This window comes from Citrobacter sp. MGH104 (assembly GCF_001034485.1).
In the GTDB taxonomy this organism is placed as follows: domain Bacteria; phylum Pseudomonadota; class Gammaproteobacteria; order Enterobacterales; family Enterobacteriaceae; genus Citrobacter; species Citrobacter freundii.
Genome location: NZ_KQ089818.1, coordinates 1889443 through 1907900, shown reverse-complemented (window position 1 = coordinate 1907900; position 18458 = coordinate 1889443). Strand labels below are relative to the sequence as shown.

17 protein-coding genes are annotated in these 18458 nt (G+C 53.6%); 13 read left to right on the top strand and 4 right to left on the bottom strand.

The genetic code is table 11. The features are described 5' to 3' along the window. Window positions 1-181: 181 nt before the first annotated feature. The 11 genes from rimP to mtr all read left to right on the top strand — a co-directional run bounded on the left by rimP (window position 182) and on the right by mtr (window position 13766). Window positions 182-634 carry a ribosome maturation factor RimP gene (rimP, locus tag SK34_RS08860; protein WP_003024996.1) on the top strand — a complete coding sequence of 151 codons (453 nt, stop codon included), beginning with the start codon at window positions 182-184 and terminating at the stop codon, window positions 632-634. 28 nt (window positions 635-662) lie between these two features. Beyond that, complete coding sequence (gene nusA, locus SK34_RS08855) at window positions 663-2150, top strand: transcription termination factor NusA (protein ID WP_003024992.1); 1488 nt, start codon at window positions 663-665, stop codon at window positions 2148-2150. A gap of 24 nt (window positions 2151-2174) precedes the next feature. Further along, window positions 2175-4865 carry a translation initiation factor IF-2 gene (infB, locus tag SK34_RS08850; protein ID WP_003844847.1) on the top strand — a complete coding sequence of 897 codons (2691 nt, stop codon included), beginning with the start codon at window positions 2175-2177 and terminating at the stop codon, window positions 4863-4865. 146 nt (window positions 4866-5011) lie between these two features. Then, the gene (gene rbfA / locus SK34_RS08845; protein WP_003024988.1) at window positions 5012-5416 is read left to right on the top strand and encodes a 30S ribosome-binding factor RbfA; all 405 of its coding nucleotides are present in this window, start codon (window positions 5012-5014) and stop codon (window positions 5414-5416) included. Continuing rightward, window positions 5416-6360: a tRNA pseudouridine(55) synthase TruB gene (truB, locus tag SK34_RS08840; protein ID WP_048232875.1), complete on the top strand. Its 945-nt coding sequence runs from the start codon at window positions 5416-5418 to the stop codon at window positions 6358-6360. The genes rbfA and truB overlap by 1 nt, the downstream gene beginning before the upstream one ends. A 273-nt stretch (window positions 6361-6633) precedes the next feature. Continuing rightward, window positions 6634-6903, top strand: coding sequence for a 30S ribosomal protein S15 (gene rpsO, locus SK34_RS08835; RefSeq protein WP_000059465.1), 270 nt, complete (start codon window positions 6634-6636; stop codon window positions 6901-6903). Between the two features lie 246 nt (window positions 6904-7149). After that, complete coding sequence (gene pnp, locus SK34_RS08830; RefSeq protein ID WP_003024984.1) at window positions 7150-9282, top strand: polyribonucleotide nucleotidyltransferase; 2133 nt, start codon at window positions 7150-7152, stop codon at window positions 9280-9282. Window positions 9283-9391: 109 nt separating this feature from the next. Then, window positions 9392-10276 carry a lipoprotein NlpI gene (nlpI, locus tag SK34_RS08825; RefSeq protein WP_003024982.1) on the top strand — a complete coding sequence of 295 codons (885 nt, stop codon included), beginning with the start codon at window positions 9392-9394 and terminating at the stop codon, window positions 10274-10276. A 106-nt stretch (window positions 10277-10382) separates the two neighbouring features. Next, window positions 10383-10463 (top strand): protein YrbN, encoded by an 81-nt coding sequence (gene yrbN / locus SK34_RS24650; RefSeq protein WP_010723222.1) that lies wholly within the window; start codon window positions 10383-10385, stop codon window positions 10461-10463. Further along, window positions 10456-12384 carry a DEAD/DEAH family ATP-dependent RNA helicase gene (locus SK34_RS08820; protein WP_003839970.1) on the top strand — a complete coding sequence of 643 codons (1929 nt, stop codon included), beginning with the start codon at window positions 10456-10458 and terminating at the stop codon, window positions 12382-12384. Before yrbN ends, SK34_RS08820 begins: the two co-directional genes overlap by 8 nt. Before the next feature lie 137 nt (window positions 12385-12521). After that, entirely contained in the window at window positions 12522-13766 is a 1245-nt protein-coding gene (mtr, locus tag SK34_RS08815; protein WP_048232873.1) for a tryptophan permease, read from the top strand. A gap of 87 nt (window positions 13767-13853) precedes the next feature. Here mtr and SK34_RS08810 read toward each other — a convergent pair whose 3' ends face one another. The 3 genes from SK34_RS08810 to ubiU all read right to left on the bottom strand — a co-directional run bounded on the left by SK34_RS08810 (window position 13854) and on the right by ubiU (window position 16920). Beyond that, entirely contained in the window at window positions 13854-14861 is a 1008-nt protein-coding gene (locus tag SK34_RS08810) for a luciferase-like monooxygenase (RefSeq protein ID WP_032950308.1), read from the bottom strand. Between the two features lie 176 nt (window positions 14862-15037). Continuing rightward, complete coding sequence (locus SK34_RS08805) at window positions 15038-15916, bottom strand: U32 family peptidase (RefSeq protein ID WP_101740011.1); 879 nt, start codon at window positions 15914-15916, stop codon at window positions 15038-15040. A gap of 8 nt (window positions 15917-15924) precedes the next feature. Continuing rightward, a complete protein-coding gene (gene ubiU / locus SK34_RS08800; RefSeq protein WP_048232869.1) occupies window positions 15925-16920 on the bottom strand; it encodes a ubiquinone anaerobic biosynthesis protein UbiU in 996 nt (331 codons plus the stop codon). Between the two features lie 220 nt (window positions 16921-17140). Here ubiU and ubiT point away from each other — a divergent pair, with 220 nt between their 5' ends. Together ubiT and SK34_RS08790 are read left to right on the top strand one after the other, a co-directional pair. Beyond that, window positions 17141-17665: a ubiquinone anaerobic biosynthesis accessory factor UbiT gene (ubiT, locus tag SK34_RS08795; RefSeq protein ID WP_003024968.1), complete on the top strand. Its 525-nt coding sequence runs from the start codon at window positions 17141-17143 to the stop codon at window positions 17663-17665. Next, a complete protein-coding gene (locus SK34_RS08790; RefSeq protein WP_003024966.1) occupies window positions 17659-18162 on the top strand; it encodes a GNAT family N-acetyltransferase in 504 nt (167 codons plus the stop codon). The genes ubiT and SK34_RS08790 overlap by 7 nt, the downstream gene beginning before the upstream one ends. On the opposite strand, the gene SK34_RS08785 is transcribed toward SK34_RS08790, so the two are convergent. Next, the gene (locus tag SK34_RS08785) at window positions 18149-18457 is read right to left on the bottom strand and encodes a GIY-YIG nuclease family protein (RefSeq protein WP_269430568.1); all 309 of its coding nucleotides are present in this window, start codon (window positions 18455-18457) and stop codon (window positions 18149-18151) included. The genes SK34_RS08790 and SK34_RS08785 overlap by 14 nt on opposite strands. Between the last annotated feature and the right edge of the window lies 1 nt (window position 18458).

Here is an 18458-nt window from a genome sequence, read left to right as displayed (position 1 = left end):
ATACTGTGAAGACTTAGGCCTTCGTAGCTGGATTTGAAAAAAATTCTTTCGGAAGGTTCTCCGAACCGCAGGTGCGGTTATAGGGTTCAGTTATCTAAAGCCCCGATTTATCGGGGTTTTTTGTTATCTGACTACAGAATAACTGGGCTTTAGGCCCTTTTTTTATGTCTTGGGGGTGGGCTTGTCCACATTAGAGCAAAAATTAACAGAGATGATTACAGCGCCAGTTGAAGCCCTGGGCTACGAACTGGTCGGCATCGAATTTATTCGTGGTCGCACATCCACACTGCGCATCTATATTGATAGTGAAGATGGCATCAATGTTGATGATTGTGCTGATGTGAGCCATCAGGTAAGCGCCGTGATGGATGTCGAAGACCCAATCACCGTTGCCTATAACCTGGAAGTCTCCTCTCCGGGTCTCGACCGTCCTCTGTTCACAGCTGAACACTACGTGCGTTTCCTGGGTGAAGAAGTCACGCTGGTTCTTCGTATGGCGGTACAAAACCGTCGTAAATGGCAGGGCGTTATCAAAGCGGTGGACGGTGAGATGATCACGGTCACAGTCGAAGGCAAAGATGAAGTGTTCGCGCTGAGTAATATCCAGAAGGCGAACCTGGTTCCCCACTTTTAACAGTCTGGATTGAGGTGAAAAGCCCGCGATGAACAAAGAAATTTTGGCTGTTGTTGAAGCCGTATCCAACGAAAAAGCGCTGCCACGCGAGAAAATTTTTGAAGCACTGGAAAGTGCGCTGGCTACAGCAACAAAGAAAAAATATGAGCAAGAGATCGACGTTCGCGTAGAAATCGATCGTAAAAGCGGTGATTTCGATACCTTCCGTCGTTGGGTAATCGTAGAAGAAGTTACTCAGCCGACCAAAGAAATTACGCTGGAAGCGGCACGCTTCGAAGACGAAAGTCTGAACGTGGGCGAATATGTTGAAGATCAGATTGAATCTGTCACCTTTGACCGTATCACCACCCAGACCGCGAAACAGGTTATCGTACAGAAAGTACGTGAAGCTGAACGCGCAATGGTTGTCGATCAGTTCCGCGAACACGAAGGCGAAATCGTCACCGGTGTGGTAAAGAAAGTAAACCGCGACAACATTTCTCTGGATCTGGGCAGCAATGCTGAAGCTGTTATCCTGCGTGAAGACATGCTCCCGCGTGAAAACTTCCGCCCAGGTGACCGTATTCGTGGTGTTCTGTACTCTGTACGCCCGGAAGCGCGCGGTGCGCAGCTGTTTGTAACCCGTTCCAAACCGGAAATGCTGATTGAGCTGTTCCGCATTGAAGTACCGGAAATTGGCGAAGAAGTTATCGAAATTAAAGCGGCTGCCCGTGATCCGGGATCGCGTGCGAAAATCGCCGTTAAGACCAACGACAAGCGTATTGATCCGGTCGGCGCCTGTGTTGGTATGCGCGGTGCGCGCGTTCAGGCGGTTTCTACCGAACTGGGCGGCGAGCGTATCGATATCGTCCTGTGGGATGATAACCCGGCGCAGTTCGTGATTAACGCAATGGCGCCAGCAGACGTTGCTTCTATCGTGGTGGATGAAGACAAGCACACCATGGATATCGCGGTTGAAGCCGGTAACCTGGCTCAGGCGATTGGACGTAATGGTCAGAACGTCCGCCTGGCTTCACAACTGAGCGGTTGGGAACTCAACGTGATGACCGTTGATGACCTGCAGGCGAAGCATCAGGCTGAAGCACATGCAGCCATCGATACCTTCACCAAATATCTCGATATCGATGAAGATTTCGCGACCGTTCTGGTGGAAGAAGGTTTTGCGACGCTGGAAGAACTGGCCTACGTGCCAATGAAAGAGCTGCTGGAAATTGACGGCCTGGATGAACAGACCGTTGAAGCGCTGCGCGAGCGTGCTAAAAACGCACTGACCACTCTGGCACTGGCCCAGGAAGAAAGCCTCGGTGATAACAAACCGGCTGACGATCTGCTGAATCTGGAAGGATTGGATCGTGAGATGGCCTTCAAACTGGCGGCCCGTGGTGTTTGTACGCTGGAAGATCTCGCTGAACAGGGCATTGATGATCTGGCTGATATCGAAGGGTTGACCGACGAAAAAGCCGGTGAGCTGATTATGGCTGCCCGTAATATTTGCTGGTTCGGCGACGAAGCGTAATAAACTGTAGCAGGAAGGAACAGTATGACAGATGTAACCGTAAAAACGCTGGCTGCAGAGATACAGACTTCCGTGGATCGCCTGGTACAGCAATTTGCTGATGCCGGTATCCCGAAGTCTGCTGACGACTCTGTGTCCGCACAAGAGAAACAAACCTTACTGGCGCATTTGAACCGTGAAAACGGCTCAGCGCCGGATAAGTTGACATTGCAGCGTAAAACGCGCAGTACTCTCAATATTCCAGGTACCGGTGGAAAAAGCAAATCGGTACAAATCGAAGTCCGCAAGACACGCACCTTTGTGAAACGCGATCCGCAAGAGGCTGAACGCCTTGCCGCGGAAGAGCAGGCGCAGCGTGAAGCGGAAGAGCAAGCCCGTCGTGAGGCAGAAGAAGCTGCCAAACGCGAGGCGCAACAAAAAGCCGAACGTGAGGCCGCAGAACAAGCTAAGCGTGAAGCCGCTGATAAAGCGAAACGTGAAGCTGCGGAAAAAGACAAAGTGAGCAATCAACAGACCGACGATATGACTAAAACCGCCCAGGCCGAAAAAGCCCGCCGTGAAAATGAAGCCGCAGAACTGAAGCGTAAAGCGGAAGAAGAAGCACGTCGCAAGCTTGAAGAAGAAGCGCGCCGCGTAGCGGAAGAAGCTCGCCGTATGGCGGAAGAAAACGAGAAAAATGGTGTGAATAACGTTGAACCTGTCGAAGACACCAGCGATTATCACGTCACCACTTCTCAGCATGCTCGCCAGGCTGAAGACGAGAACGATCGTGAAGTCGAAGGCGGTCGTGGTCGTACTCGCAGCACTAAAGCAGCGCGTCCGGCGAAGAAAGGCAACAAACACGCTGAATCTAAAGCTGACCGTGAGGAAGCACGTGCAGCGGTTCGCGGCGGTAAAGGCGGTAAGCAGCGTAAAGGTTCCGCTCTGCAGCAGGGCTTCCAGAAGCCAGCTCAGGCCGTTAACCGTGACGTTGTGATCGGCGAAACCATCACCGTTGGCGATCTGGCGAACAAAATGGCAGTTAAAGGCTCTCAGGTCATCAAAGCGATGATGAAACTGGGCGCAATGGCTACCATTAACCAGGTCATCGACCAGGAAACCGCACAGTTGGTTGCCGAAGAGATGGGCCACAAAGTTATCCTGCGTCGTGAAAACGAGCTGGAAGAAGCGGTAATGAGCGACCGTGACACCGGTGCTGCGGCTGAACCGCGCGCACCAGTTGTGACCATCATGGGTCACGTTGACCACGGTAAAACCTCTCTGCTGGACTACATTCGTTCTACGAAAGTGGCCTCTGGCGAAGCAGGCGGCATTACTCAGCACATCGGTGCGTACCACGTTGAAACTGACAACGGTATGATCACCTTCCTGGATACCCCGGGTCACGCCGCGTTTACCTCCATGCGTGCTCGTGGTGCTCAGGCAACGGATATCGTTGTTCTGGTTGTTGCTGCAGACGACGGCGTGATGCCGCAGACTATCGAAGCTATCCAGCACGCGAAAGCGGCAGGTGTGCCGGTGGTGGTTGCAGTCAACAAAATCGATAAGCCGGAAGCGGATCCAGATCGCGTTAAAAACGAACTGTCCCAGTACGGCATCATGCCGGAAGAGTGGGGCGGCGAGAGCCAGTTCGTTCACGTTTCTGCGAAAGCGGGTACCGGTATCGACGAACTGCTGGATGCTATCCTGCTGCAGGCCGAAGTACTGGAACTGAAAGCTGTGCGTAAAGGCATGGCGAGCGGCGCGGTTATCGAATCCTTCCTGGATAAAGGTCGTGGTCCGGTTGCTACCGTACTGGTGCGTGAAGGTACGCTGCACAAAGGCGACATCGTACTGTGTGGCTTCGAATACGGTCGCGTTCGTGCTATGCGTAACGAACTGGGTCAGGAAGTACTGGAAGCAGGTCCGTCCATTCCGGTGGAAATCCTCGGTCTGTCCGGTGTTCCGGCTGCAGGTGACGAAGTTACTGTCGTTCGTGACGAGAAGAAAGCCCGTGAAGTTGCACTGTATCGTCAGGGCAAATTCCGTGAAGTCAAACTGGCTCGTCAGCAGAAATCTAAACTCGAGAACATGTTCGCTAACATGACCGAAGGCGAAGTTCACGAAGTGAACGTCGTCCTGAAGGCTGACGTTCAGGGTTCTGTAGAAGCGATTTCCGACTCTTTACTGAAACTGTCTACCGACGAAGTCAAAGTGAAGATCATCGGTTCTGGCGTAGGTGGTATCACCGAAACCGACGCGACCCTGGCTGCGGCATCCAACGCGATTCTGGTTGGCTTCAACGTCCGTGCTGATGCCTCTGCACGTAAAGTTATCGAATCTGAAAGCCTGGATCTGCGTTACTACTCCGTCATCTATCATCTGATCGACGAAGTGAAAGCAGCGATGAGCGGCATGCTGTCTCCGGAGCTGAAACAGCAGATCATTGGTCTGGCTGAAGTTCGTGATGTGTTCAAATCACCGAAATTCGGCGCTATCGCAGGCTGTATGGTTACCGAAGGCACGATTAAACGTCACAACCCAATCCGCGTTCTGCGCGACAACGTGGTTATCTATGAAGGCGAGCTGGAATCCCTGCGTCGCTTCAAAGATGACGTTAACGAAGTCCGTAATGGCATGGAATGTGGTATCGGCGTTAAGAACTACAACGACGTTCGCGTTGGCGATATGATCGAAGTGTTCGAGATTATCGAGATCCAACGTACTATCGCTTAATCTTCGTCGTCTTTTGGGCCGCAATTTGCAGCCCAAAATCCTTAGAAGATGATTAGGTGTAGGCCGGGTAAGCGAAGCGCCACCCGGCAAGAAATTTAAAAAGGGGCTGATAGCCCCTTTTTTGTCTTTATTCTGGAGAATTTATTATGGCGAAAGAATTTGGTCGCCCGCAGCGTGTCGCGCAAGAGATGCAGAAAGAGATCGCACTTATCCTGCAACGCGAAATCAAAGACCCGCGTGTTGGTATGATGACCACCGTATCGGGTGTTGAGATGTCTCGTGATCTGGCATATGCCAAAGTATTCGTGACTTTCCTCAACGATCAGGACGAAGCTGCTGTGAAAAACGGCATCAAGGCACTGCAGGAAGCCTCTGGTTTTATCCGCTCTCTGCTGGGTAAAGCCATGCGTCTGCGTATCGTGCCTGAGCTGACCTTCTTCTACGACAACTCGTTGGTTGAAGGGATGCGCATGTCCAACCTGGTGACCAGCGTGGTGAAACATGACGATGAGCGTCGTGTGAACCCAGCGGACGACAGCAAGGAGGACTGATGAGTCGTCCTCGTCGTCGTGGTCGCGACATTCACGGTGTCCTGCTGCTGGATAAGCCGCAGGGCATGTCCAGCAATGATGTACTGCAAAAAGTAAAGCGCATCTACAATGCCAACCGCGCGGGACATACCGGTGCACTGGATCCGCTGGCGACAGGCATGCTGCCAATCTGCCTCGGTGAAGCGACTAAGTTTTCACAGTATTTGCTGGATTCTGACAAACGCTATCGCGTGGTTGCCCGTCTGGGCCAGCGTACAGACACTTCCGATGCCGATGGGCAAATCGTGCAGGAGCGTCCGGTAACCTTCACCGCAGAACAACTGGCGAGCGCGCTGGAAACTTTCCGCGGCGATATCGAGCAGATCCCGTCAATGTATTCGGCGCTGAAGTATCAGGGTAAGAAGCTGTACGAATATGCGCGTCAGGGTATTGAAGTGCCGCGTGAAGCGCGACCGATTACCGTCTATGAGCTGCTGTTTATCCGTCACGAAGGTAACGAACTGGAGCTGGAAGTTCACTGTTCCAAAGGCACCTATATTCGCACCATTGTTGACGATCTGGGTGAGAAGCTGGGCTGCGGCGCGCACGTCACGTATCTGCGTCGTTTGACGGTCAGCAAGTATCCGGTGGATCGAATGGTGACGCTGGAACATCTGCGTGAGCTGGTTGAACAGGCCGAGCAGCAGAACATTCCGGCGGCACAGCTGCTTGATCCTTTGCTGATGCCAATGGACAGTCCAGCATCGGACTATCCTGTTGTTAATTTGCCTTTAACATCCTCGGTTTACTTTAAAAATGGTAACCCGGTACGGACGTCAGGCGCGCCGCTGGAAGGGCTGGTCCGCGTGACGGAAGGCGATGACAGCAAGTTTATCGGCATGGGGGAGATGGACGATGAAGGTCGTGTCGCCCCCCGTCGCCTGGTGGTTGAGTATCCTGCATAGCGCTCTCTGTCTTGCGATAAAAGGGCGCTGCGAGTAGAATACTGCCGCTTAACGTCGCGTAAATTGTTTAACAATCTACGCGACGTATACACAAAATCATTCGAGCTGCATCAAGGCGGCAAGTCTGAGAATCCTCAGGAGCTTACTTAGGTAAGTGACTGAGGTGAGCGGACGCAGCCAACGCAGAGTCAGTTTGAAGGATAAAGTGTATACACTGGGATAGCTGAATTAGAGATCGGCATCCTTTCATTCTTAACACTTTGGAGTTTTAAAATGTCTCTAAGTACTGAAGCTACCGCTAAAATCGTTTCTGAGTTTGGTCGTGATGCAAACGACACCGGTTCTACCGATGTTCAGGTTGCACTGTTGACTGCACAGATTAACCACCTGCAGGGCCACTTTGCAGAGCACAAAAAAGATCACCACAGCCGTCGTGGTCTGCTGCGCATGGTTTCTCAGCGTCGTAAACTGCTCGACTACCTGAAACGTAAAGATGTTGCACGTTACACCGCGCTGATCGAGCGTCTGGGTCTGCGTCGCTAATTCTTTCGAGTTTCAGAAAGAGGGGGCCTTCATGGCCCCTTTTTTCCAGCAGATGGCAGCAATTCGCTGGAAACTAATGTATTGTTGCTATGAATGATCTTCCGTTGCAGAGGTTCGCGCGGCTAATGAGAGGCTTTACTCATGCTTATGGGTTAGGGTTGTCATTAGTCGCGAGGATGCGCAGAAGATCGGGTATTAACGATGGCGCAAAATGTGCCGTCAAAAAAATAGAGAAAGGATATTATTTTGCTTAATCCGATCGTTCGTAAATTCCAGTACGGTCAGCATACCGTTACGCTGGAAACCGGCATGATGGCGCGTCAGGCGACTGCCGCTGTTATGGTTAGCATGGATGACACCGCGGTATTCGTTACCGTTGTTGGCCAGAAAAAAGCGAAACCAGGCCAGGACTTTTTCCCGCTGACCGTTAACTATCAGGAGCGTACCTACGCTGCTGGCCGTATCCCGGGTAGCTTCTTCCGTCGTGAAGGCCGTCCGAGCGAAGGCGAAACCCTGATCGCGCGTCTGATTGACCGCCCAGTTCGCCCGCTGTTCCCGGAAGGCTTCGTTAACGAAGTTCAGGTTATCGCGACCGTTGTTTCCGTTAACCCGCAGGTTAACCCGGACATCGTGGCAATGATTGGTGCATCTGCTGCGCTGACTCTGTCTGGTATTCCATTCAACGGCCCGATCGGTGCAGCACGTGTTGGTTACATCAATGACCAGTACGTGCTGAACCCGACTCAGGACGAACTGAAAGAAAGCAAGCTGGACCTGGTTGTTGCGGGTACTGAAGCAGCCGTACTGATGGTTGAATCCGAAGCAGAACTGCTGAGCGAAGATCAGATGCTGGGTGCTGTTGTGTTCGGTCACGAACAGCAGCAGGTTGTGATTCAGGCTATCAACGAGCTGGCGAAAGAAGCAGGCAAACCGCGTTGGGACTGGCAGCCAGAAGCCGTCAACGAAGCGCTGAACGCACGCGTTGCCGCACTGGCAGAAGCTCGCCTGAGCGATGCTTACCGCATCACCGACAAACAAGAGCGTTATGCTCAGGTTGACGTAATCAAATCTGAAACCATCGCGACTCTGGTGGCTGAAGACGAAACCCTGGACGCTAACGAACTGGGTGAAATTCTGCACGCTATCGAGAAAAACGTTGTTCGTAGCCGCGTACTGGCAGGCGAGCCGCGCATCGATGGCCGTGAAAAAGACATGATCCGTGGTCTGGACGTGCGTACTGGCGTTCTGCCGCGTACCCACGGCTCCGCACTGTTCACCCGTGGCGAAACTCAGGCGCTGGTTACTGCGACCCTGGGCACCACTCGTGATGCGCAGAACCTTGACGAACTGATGGGCGAGCGCACTGACAACTTCCTGTTCCACTACAACTTCCCTCCGTACTGCGTAGGTGAAACCGGTATGGTCGGTTCTCCGAAGCGTCGTGAGATTGGTCACGGCCGTCTGGCGAAACGTGGCGTACTGGCAGTAATGCCGGAACTGGATAAATTCCCGTACACCGTGCGTGTGGTTTCTGAAATCACCGAATCTAACGGTTCTTCTTCCATGGCTTCCGTATGTGGTGCTTCCCTGGCGCTGATGGACGCAGGCGTGCCGATCAAAGCCGCTGTTGCGGGTATCGCGATGGGGCTGGTGAAAGAAGGCGACAACTTTGTTGTTCTGTCTGACATCCTGGGCGACGAAGACCACCTGGGCGATATGGACTTCAAAGTGGCGGGTTCCCGCGACGGTATCTCTGCACTGCAGATGGATATCAAAATTGAAGGTATCACCAAAGAGATCATGCAGGTTGCTCTGAACCAGGCTAAAGGTGCGCGTCTGCACATCCTGGGTGTGATGGAACAAGCGATCAACGCACCGCGTGGCGATATCTCTGAATTTGCTCCGCGTATCCACACCATCAAGATCAGCCCGGACAAGATCAAAGACGTTATCGGTAAAGGCGGTTCTGTTATCCGTGCTCTGACCGAAGAAACCGGCACCACCATTGAAATCGAAGATGATGGTACCGTGAAGATTGCTGCGACTGACGGCGAAAAAGCGAAATATGCTATCCGTCGTATCGAAGAGATCACCGCAGAGATCGAAGTAGGCCGTATCTACAATGGTAAAGTGACCCGTATCGTTGACTTTGGCGCATTCGTTGCCATCGGTGGCGGTAAAGAAGGTCTGGTACACATCTCTCAGATCGCTGATAAGCGCGTTGAGAAAGTGACCGACTACCTGCAGATGGGCCAGGAAGTACCGGTCAAAGTTCTGGAAGTTGATCGCCAGGGCCGTGTACGTCTGAGCATTAAAGAAGCAACTGAGCAGTCTCAGCCTGCAGGCGAACCGGAAGCTCCGGCAAGCCAGGGCGAGTAAGGTTGCCATTGCCCTCCGTGAAAGCGGAGGGCCTTTAACCCGGCAGGATGCCTTGTTAGCAACCGGGGAACCTGGACGTTCATTCAATCGTTGTCTTCGGGAGTGGGAAATGAAGCCTTTTTTGCGCTGGTGTTTCGTTGCGACAGCACTCACGCTGGCTGGATGCAGTAATTCCGCCTGGCGAAAGAGTGAAGTCCTCGCAGTACCATTGCAACCGACTTTGCAGCAGGAAGTGATTCTGGCACGTATGGAACAAATTCTTGCCAGTCGGGCTTTAACCGATGACGAACGCGCACAGCTTTTATATGAGCGCGGAGTGTTGTATGATAGTCTCGGTCTGAGGGCACTGGCGCGAAATGATTTTTCACAAGCGCTGGCAATCCGACCAGATATGCCTGAAGTATTCAATTACTTAGGTATATATTTAACGCAGGCAGGCAATTTTGATGCTGCCTATGAAGCGTTTGATTCTGTACTTGAGCTTGATCCAACTTACAACTACGCGCACTTAAATCGCGGTATCGCATTGTATTACGGCGGTCGCGACAAGTTAGCGCAAGATGATCTGCTAGCGTTTTATCAAGACGATCCCAATGATCCTTTCCGTAGTCTGTGGCTTTATCTTGCCGAGCAGAAGCTCGATGAGAAGCAGGCGAAAGAAGCGTTGAAGCAACGCTTTGAGAAATCGGATAAAGAGCAATGGGGATGGAACATTGTCGAGTTCTACCTGGGCAACATTAGCGAAGCAACGCTGATGGAACGCCTGAAGGCGGACGCAACGGATAACACCTCGCTCGCTGAGCATCTCAGTGAAACCAACTTCTATTTAGGTAAGTACTACCTAAGTCTGGGGGATTTGGACAACGCTACGGCATTGTTCAAACTGGCGGTGGCTAACAACGTTCATAACTTTGTTGAGCACCGATACGCATTGTTGGAATTATCGCTCCTGGGCCAGGACCAAGATGACCTGGCAGAATCGGACCAGCAATAGCTGACGTACACATCAGCCCGTAATCTTTTTTGATTGCCATCACCTTCACGGGTGAGGGCGTTGTTGTTCGTTAATACACCTACTTTGAGCCGGTTCACACTTTTCAATGAAAATTGCAGATCAATTTCATGATGAGTTATGTAGACTGGCCGCCATTAATTTTGAGGCACACGTACTACATGGCTGAATTCGAAACCACTTTTGCAGATCTGGGCCTGAAGGCTCCTATCCTTGAAGCCCTTAACGATCTGGGTTACGAAAAACCATCTCCAATCCAGGCAGAGTGCATTCCGCATCTGCTGGGCGGCCGCGATGTTCTGGGTATGGCCCAGACAGGTAGCGGCAAAACTGCAGCGTTCTCTTTACCGCTGCTCAACAATCTTGATCCTGAGCTGAAGGCACCTCAGATTCTGGTGCTGGCACCGACCCGCGAACTGGCGGTTCAGGTAGCAGAAGCCATGACGGATTTCTCTAAACACATGCGCGGCGTGAACGTGGTTGCCCTGTACGGCGGCCAGCGTTATGACGTGCAATTACGTGCCCTGCGTCAGGGACCACAGATCGTCGTCGGTACGCCGGGCCGTCTGCTGGATCACCTGAAGCGCGGTACTCTGGACCTCTCCAAACTGAGCGGTCTGGTACTGGACGAAGCTGACGAAATGCTGCGTATGGGCTTCATCGAAGACGTTGAAACCATCATGGCGCAGATCCCGGAAGGTCATCAGACCGCTCTGTTCTCTGCAACCATGCCGGAAGCGATTCGTCGTATTACCCGTCGCTTTATGAAAGAGCCGCAGGAAGTACGCATTCAGTCCAGCGTTACCACGCGTCCTGACATCAGCCAGAGCTACTGGACTGTGTGGGGCATGCGTAAAAATGAAGCGCTGGTGCGTTTCCTGGAAGCAGAAGATTTTGATGCGGCGATTATCTTCGTTCGTACCAAAAATGCGACCCTGGAAGTGGCAGAAGCGCTGGAGCGTAGCGGTTATAGCAGCGCTGCACTGAACGGCGACATGAACCAGTCCCTGCGTGAGCAGACTCTGGAACGTCTGAAAGATGGCCGCCTGGATATCCTGATTGCTACCGACGTTGCGGCCCGTGGCCTGGACGTTGAGCGTATCAGCCTGGTTGTTAACTACGACATCCCGATGGATTCCGAGTCTTACGTTCACCGTATCGGCCGTACCGGTCGTGCGGGTCGTGCTGGCCGTGCGCTGCTGTTCGTTGAGAACCGTGAGCGTCGTCTGCTGCGTAACATCGAACGCACCATGAAGCTGACGATTCCGGAAGTAGAACTGCCGAACGCAGAACTGCTGGGCAAACGCCGTCTGGAAAAATTCGCCGCTAAAGTACAGCAGCAGCTGGAAAGCAGCGATCTGGATCAGTACCGTGCTCTGCTGGCGAAAATGCAGCCGGAAGAAGAGCTGGATATCGAAACGCTGGCAGCCGCACTGCTGAAAATGGCTCAGGGCGAACGTCCGCTGATCCTGCCGCCAGATGCACCAATGCGTCCGAAACGCGAATTCCGCGATCGTGATGACCGTGGTCCGCGCGATCGTAACGATCGTGGCCCTCGTGACCGTAATGACCGTGGTGGTGAAGATCGTCCGCGTCGTGAACGTCGTGACGTTGGTGACATGCAGCTGTACCGCATTGAAGTGGGCCGTGATGACGGTGTTGAAGTTCGTCATATCGTTGGCGCGATTGCTAACGAAGGCGATATCAGCAGCCGTTACATCGGTAACATCAAGCTGTTTGCTTCCCACTCCACCATCGAGCTGCCGAAAGGTATGCCGGGCGACGTGCTGCAGCACTTTACCCGTACTCGCATCCTGAACAAGCCGATGAACATGCAGCTGGTTGGCGATGCAGTTCCGCACACCGGTGGTGAGCGTCGTGGTGGTGGCCGTTTCAGCGGCGAGCGTCGTGAAGGTGGTCGCGGTGAAGGTCGTGGCTTTAGCGGTGAACGTCGTGAAGGCGGTCGTGGCGATGGTCGTCGTTTTAGCGGCGAACGTCGTGAAGGCAATCGTGGTCCGCGTCGTGACGATTCTTCTGCTCCGCGTCGTGATGACTCCGCTGGTCGTCGTCGTTTCGGCGGTGACGCATAAGTTTCGCTGCGTAAAGTAATATATACAGCCCCGATCTCAACAATCGGGGCTTTTTTTATTTCATTTGTACTCGTGTACTGGTACAGTGCAGCACATTGAGATGTAGTCACAATATAAATGACTGGAGAGATGGCTAAATGGCAACACTAACCACCACCCAAACGTCACCTTCGCTGCTCGGCGGCGTGGTGATTATCGGCGGCACCATTATTGGCGCGGGGATGTTTTCTCTGCCAGTGGTCATGTCCGGGGCGTGGTTTTTCTGGTCAATGGCGGCGCTGATCTTCACCTGGTTCTGCATGCTGCACTCCGGGCTGATGATCCTTGAAGCTAACCTCAATTACCGCATTGGCTCCAGTTTTGACACCATCACGAAAGATCTGCTGGGTAAAGGTTGGAACGTAGTGAACGGCATCTCGATCGCCTTCGTTCTCTATATCCTGACTTACGCCTATATCTCAGCGAGCGGGTCGATTCTACATCACACCTTCTCCGAGATGTCGCTGAATGTTCCGGCGCGCGCGGCAGGTCTTGGCTTTGCGCTGCTGGTGGCATTTGTGGTGTGGTTAAGCACCAAAGCGGTTAGCCGCATGACGGCGATTGTGCTGGGCGCAAAGGTGATTACCTTTTTCCTGACCTTCGGCAGTCTGCTGGGGCACGTGCAGCCCGCAACACTGTTTAACGTGGCGCAGAGCAACGCTTCGTATACGCCGTACCTGCTGATGACGCTGCCGTTTTGTCTGGCTTCTTTCGGCTATCACGGCAACGTCCCGAGCCTGATGAAGTACTACGGCAAAGATCCGAAGACCATCGTTAAGTGTCTGGTGTACGGCACGTTGCTGGCGCTGGTGCTGTATACCGTATGGTTGCTGGGAACGATGGGTAACATTCCGCGTCCAGAGTTTATCGGTATCGCGCAACAGGGCGGTAACATTGATGTGCTGGTACAGGCGCTGAGCGGCGTACTAAACAGCCACAGTCTGGATCTGCTGCTGGTGGTGTTCTCCAACTTTGCGGTGGCGAGTTCATTCCTCGGCGTTACGCTCGGTCTGTTTGACTATCTGGCGGATCTGTTTGGCTTTGATGACTCAGCAGTGGGACGTTTCAAAACGGCATTGCTGACGTTTGTCCCGCCAATTATCGGTGGCCTGCTATGGCCGAACGGTTTCCTGTATGCCATTGGTTATGCAGGACTCGCGGCAACCATCTGGGCTGCCATTGTTCCGGCGCTGCTGGCCCGTAAATCCCGCGAGCGTTTCGGTAGCCCGAAATTCCGTGTCTGGGGCGGTAAGCCGATGATTGCGCTGATCCTGGTGTTCGGTATCGGCAACGCGGTTATCCATATTCTGTCGAGCGTGGATCTGTTACCGGTCTATCAGTAAAACCGTTGCCCGGTAGCGCTACGCTTACCGGGCCTACAGTACCGTGTAGGCCGGATAAGGCGTAGCCGCCATCCGGCACAAAGCGTGCTACCCCAACAATTCCTGCTTCACATCCATCGCCAAATCAAACGAATGAAGACGTGCCTGATGATCAAAAATCTGGCCGTTAACCATAATTTCATCGGCCTGGGTTTCACGCAAAATGGCATCAAGACCGTGACGCACTTTTGCCTTATCACCAACCAGCGACATGCTCAGCGCCTGTTGTACGCCGTACTGTTCTGAAGCGGACCACAGCTGATGCATATTCTCTACCGGCGGTGGTAGCTGGCCCGTTTCGCCACGACGCAGTTTCATAAACGCCTGCTGCATCGAGGTGAAAAGAAACTCGGCATCGCGATTGCTGTCAGCGGCAATGATGTTGATGCACACCATCGCATACGGCTTTGCCAGCCGCGCTGAGGGTTTGAACTGGGTGCGATATAGATGCAGCGCCTGATGCAGCATATCCGGAGCAAAATGCGAGGCGAAAGCAAACGGCAGGCCGAGCTGGGCCGCCAGCTGTGCGCTGTACAGGCTGGAGCCTAATAACCAGACCGGGATCTGCTCGCCGTAGCCGGGAACCGGGCGTACATGGGGGTTAGGATCGCGGGCGTCGAACCAGTCCACCAGTTCAGCGACGTCGCGAGGGAAGTTATCGATATCACCGCTCATATGGCGGCGCAGCGCACGCATCGTTGGCTGATCGCTCCCCGGCGCGCGGCCAAGCCCAAGATCGATGCGTCCCGGATACAGCGTATTCAGGGTACCGAACTGCTCGGCGATCACCAGCGGCGAATGGTTGGGCAGCATAACGCCACCGGAACCGAGATGCAGCGTGGTGGTATTGGCAGCCAGATAGCCAATCAGCACTGAAGTTGCCGCGCTGGCGATACCGACCATGTTGTGATGTTCTGCCAGCCAGTAGCGGTGGTAGCCGCGCTTTTCGGCCAGTCGGGCGAGATCAAGCGAGTGCGTGAAGGCCTCTTTTGCCGAAGAACCTTCAGGGATCGGCGCCAGATCCAGCACCGAGAACGGAATAGTTTTGTCAGTCATAACGGCTCACTTTGTTACCGGTTAATCTTTTAATACTGCATTAAAATTTGATTACCGTTGTTAACAAAGTGAGCTTTATGAGACTGACGGCAAAAACAATGCCCGATGGCGCTGCGCTTATCGGGCCTACGGGATCGCTATTTGTAGGCCGGATAAGGCAATTTGCCGCCATCCGGCTAGGCTTGCAGCTCCAGACCAGCCAGTCGCTTCCAGTAGCCGTTGCAGTCACTGTGGGCGGCAAGCGGTAATGGAGCACTGCCATTTTCATTGGCACGGAAGGCGTCAAGCATGGCGAATGTCTCTGTCCCCAGCGGGGAAAGGCGCACAATATCAACCAGCCCCTGCATGGATGTCAGCTCGTTACCGAGGTTGTAGACATAGCCGCTCATGGTCTGAATACCGTTGAGCACAAAGACCTGCTGATTCTCCTGAGACAGCACATCGCGTCCGTTCGGGTATTTGATGCAGCAGGTTTCACATTCGTCTTTTGGACGATCTTCAGAGCGTGCGGTAAAGCATCGGGCGGAGTATGCCAGCGGCAGATGCCCATAGCTCAGTACCTCGACTTCAAACTGATTGCGAATACCCAGCTCATCACACTGGTTGAGCAGGTTTACCAGCCAGTCGCGGGATAACTCTACCGGCATACACCAGCGCGTCATGCCCTGCTTGAGCAGTAAACGCAGGGTTACCGCGTTGTAGCAGTTGAGCGCATGCCCGGCGACAAACGGCAGCTTACGCTCGGCGCACATGTTTACCACCCCAAGATCGCTGGCTTCCAGCAGGAAGTCGCCGTTTTCAACATAGCGCTTCAGCTCTCCCAGTTCAGAGGAAGCCTGCACCAGCGCCAGCGTCGACAGCACCACCTGCTTACCGCTACCGGCGAGAGACTTCGCCATATCCAGCCAGTCGCCCACTTTGGTCGCACGGCGTTTGCTGCATACCGCTTCGCCAAGATAGATAACGTCAGCATGACTGGCGGCGGCCTGCTGGTAAAAATCTTCCAGCGTTTCTTTCGACCAGTAGTAGAGCACGGGTCCTAATGAATATTTCATTGCTTTTCTCACTGCCATTTACGGTGATACGCGCCAAGCGTGGTCTGCGTGCCTTCGGACATCGACCCGAGCGTTTCCATCCACGCGGCCTGCGGGACGTAGTTTTGCGGGTCGGCCATACAGCGGTCGATTGCCTGACGCCACACTTTCGCCACCTGGCTAACGTAAGCCGGGCTGCGCTGGCGACCTTCGATTTTCACCGAGGCAATATTGGCAGCCAGCAGTTCCGGCAGCAGTTCGAGCGTGTTGAGGCTGGTGGGTTCTTCCAGCGCATGGTAGCGCTCGCCATCCACCAGGTAGCGCCCTTTACACAGCGTTGGATACCCGGCGTTTTCGCCATCCTGGTAGCGATCAATCAGCACTTCGTTCAGGCGAGATTCCAGACCCTGTGGGGTCTGCTGCCAGCGCACAAAACGGGCAGGGGAGCAGGCACCGACGGTATTAGGAGATTCGCCCGTCAGGTAAGACGAAAGATAGCAACGGCCTTCCGCCATAATGCACAAGCTGCCAAAGGCGAACACTTCCAGGGGAACTGGTGTGACGCGAGCAAGCTGCTTCACCTGATGAATAGACAGCACGCGCGGCAGAACCACGCGGGCGACGTCAAAGTTGCGATGGTAGAAATTAATCGCCTCTTCATTGGTTGCAGATGCCTGAACAGAGACATGGCGCTCAATATGCGGGTAGCGCTCTGCGGCATACTCAAGCATGGCGATGTCGGCGAGGATCAGCGCGTCTGCACCCAGTTGCGCTGCCATATCAACGGCACGCTGCCAGCGTGCGTAACCATCCGGGTGCGCAAAGGTGTTAATCGCAATGTGCAGCTTACGGCGATGTTGATGAACGAAACTCACCGCTTCCTGCAATTTTTTCTCGGTAAAATTAAGGCCGGCGAAATGACGGGCGTTGGTATCATCTTTCAGCCCGATGTAGACAGCATCAGCGCCGTTCTCGATGGCCGCCTTAAGCGCCGGGAGGTTTCCGGCAGGGCAGAGCAGCTCCATAATTTATCCTGAACGTTGCGCCATGTAGGGCGCAGAAATGTTAACGAAGAGGGATTTTAGTTAACCTTGCTGAGACAATTTTTGATTTGAGGCAGTTAAAGTCGTATTGGTGACACCAATAAAGAGGTAACAATTTCGTAGCGAATTGTTGATTTATGCCGCTATGTCGTTTATTTGATATGGCAAAATAGCAGGACTATTGAAACAGGGAGTAAAGCTCGTGTTGGATAAACTGCGTTCACGCTTAGTACATTTAGGTCCTTCTCTGATGAGTGTACCGGTTAAACTGACGCCCTTTGCGCTGAAGCGCCAGGTTCTGGAGCAGGTCCTGAGCTGGCAGTTTAGTCAGGCGCTGGCCGATGGGGAGCTGGAGTTTCTCGAAGGTCGCTGGCTGAGCATTCATGTGCGTGACATTGACCTCAAATGGTATACCTCTGTTGAAAACGATAAACTTATCGTCAGCCAGAATGCAGATGCGGATGTGAGTTTTAGCGCCGATGCCAGCGATCTCCTGATGATCGTGGCCCGCAAGCAGGATCCGGATACGCTTTTCTTCCAGCGTCGCCTGGTGATTGAAGGTGATACAGAATTAGGGCTATACGTAAAAAATCTGATGGATGCCATCGAACTGGAGCAGATGCCTAAAGCGTTGCGCGTCATGCTGATGCAGTTGGCGGATTTTGTTGAGGCGGGGATGAAAACGTCGCCAGAAACCAAACAGACCTCGGTAGGTGAGCCATGCTGATTCGAGTTGAGATTCCCATTGATGCCCCTGGTATTGATGCGTTGCTGCGCCGTTCATTTGAGAGCGATGCGGAAGCAAAATTAGTCCACGACCTGCGTGAAGATGGTTTCTTAACGCTGGGTTTGGTTGCTACCGATGATGAAGGTCAGGTAGTGGGTTACGTCGCGTTCAGCCCTGTCGATGTTCAGGGTGAAGATCTGCAATGGGTCGGCATGGCGCCGCTCGCGGTGGATGAAAACTACCGGGGGCAGGGCCTGGCGCGTCAACTGGTCTATGAAGGACTCGATTCCCTGAACGAGTTTGGCTACGCCGCGGTGGTTACGCTGGGCGATCCGGCACTGTACAGCCGCTTTGGCTTTGAGCTGGCAGCGCATCATGACCTGCGTTGCCGCTGGCCGGGCACCGAAAGCGCGTTCCAGGTTCATCGCCTGGCGGACGATGCGCTGGAGGGCGTGACGGGCCTGGTGGAATACCACGACCACTTCAATCGTTTTTAACATCCGGGGCTTGCAGGCTGTTCAGTAGAGCCTCAAGCCCTTCGCCTTCTACAAGGCGCTCTTTCTGACGCTTTGTGAGCTGTTTGACGCGATACTCTATGCGCAGGGCCAGCGAACGGTCGCCAACTTGCGCCGCAAATGCCAACGTGAGTTCCCCCTTTCCACGTAGCGCCTTCGCGCCTTTCCCACTTTGATGCTGCTTATAGCGGCGCTGCACATCGGTGGTTATTCCGGTGTATAAGGCGTTGTCAGCGGTACGGATCAGGTACAGATACCAGGGTGTCATTGTCACCATC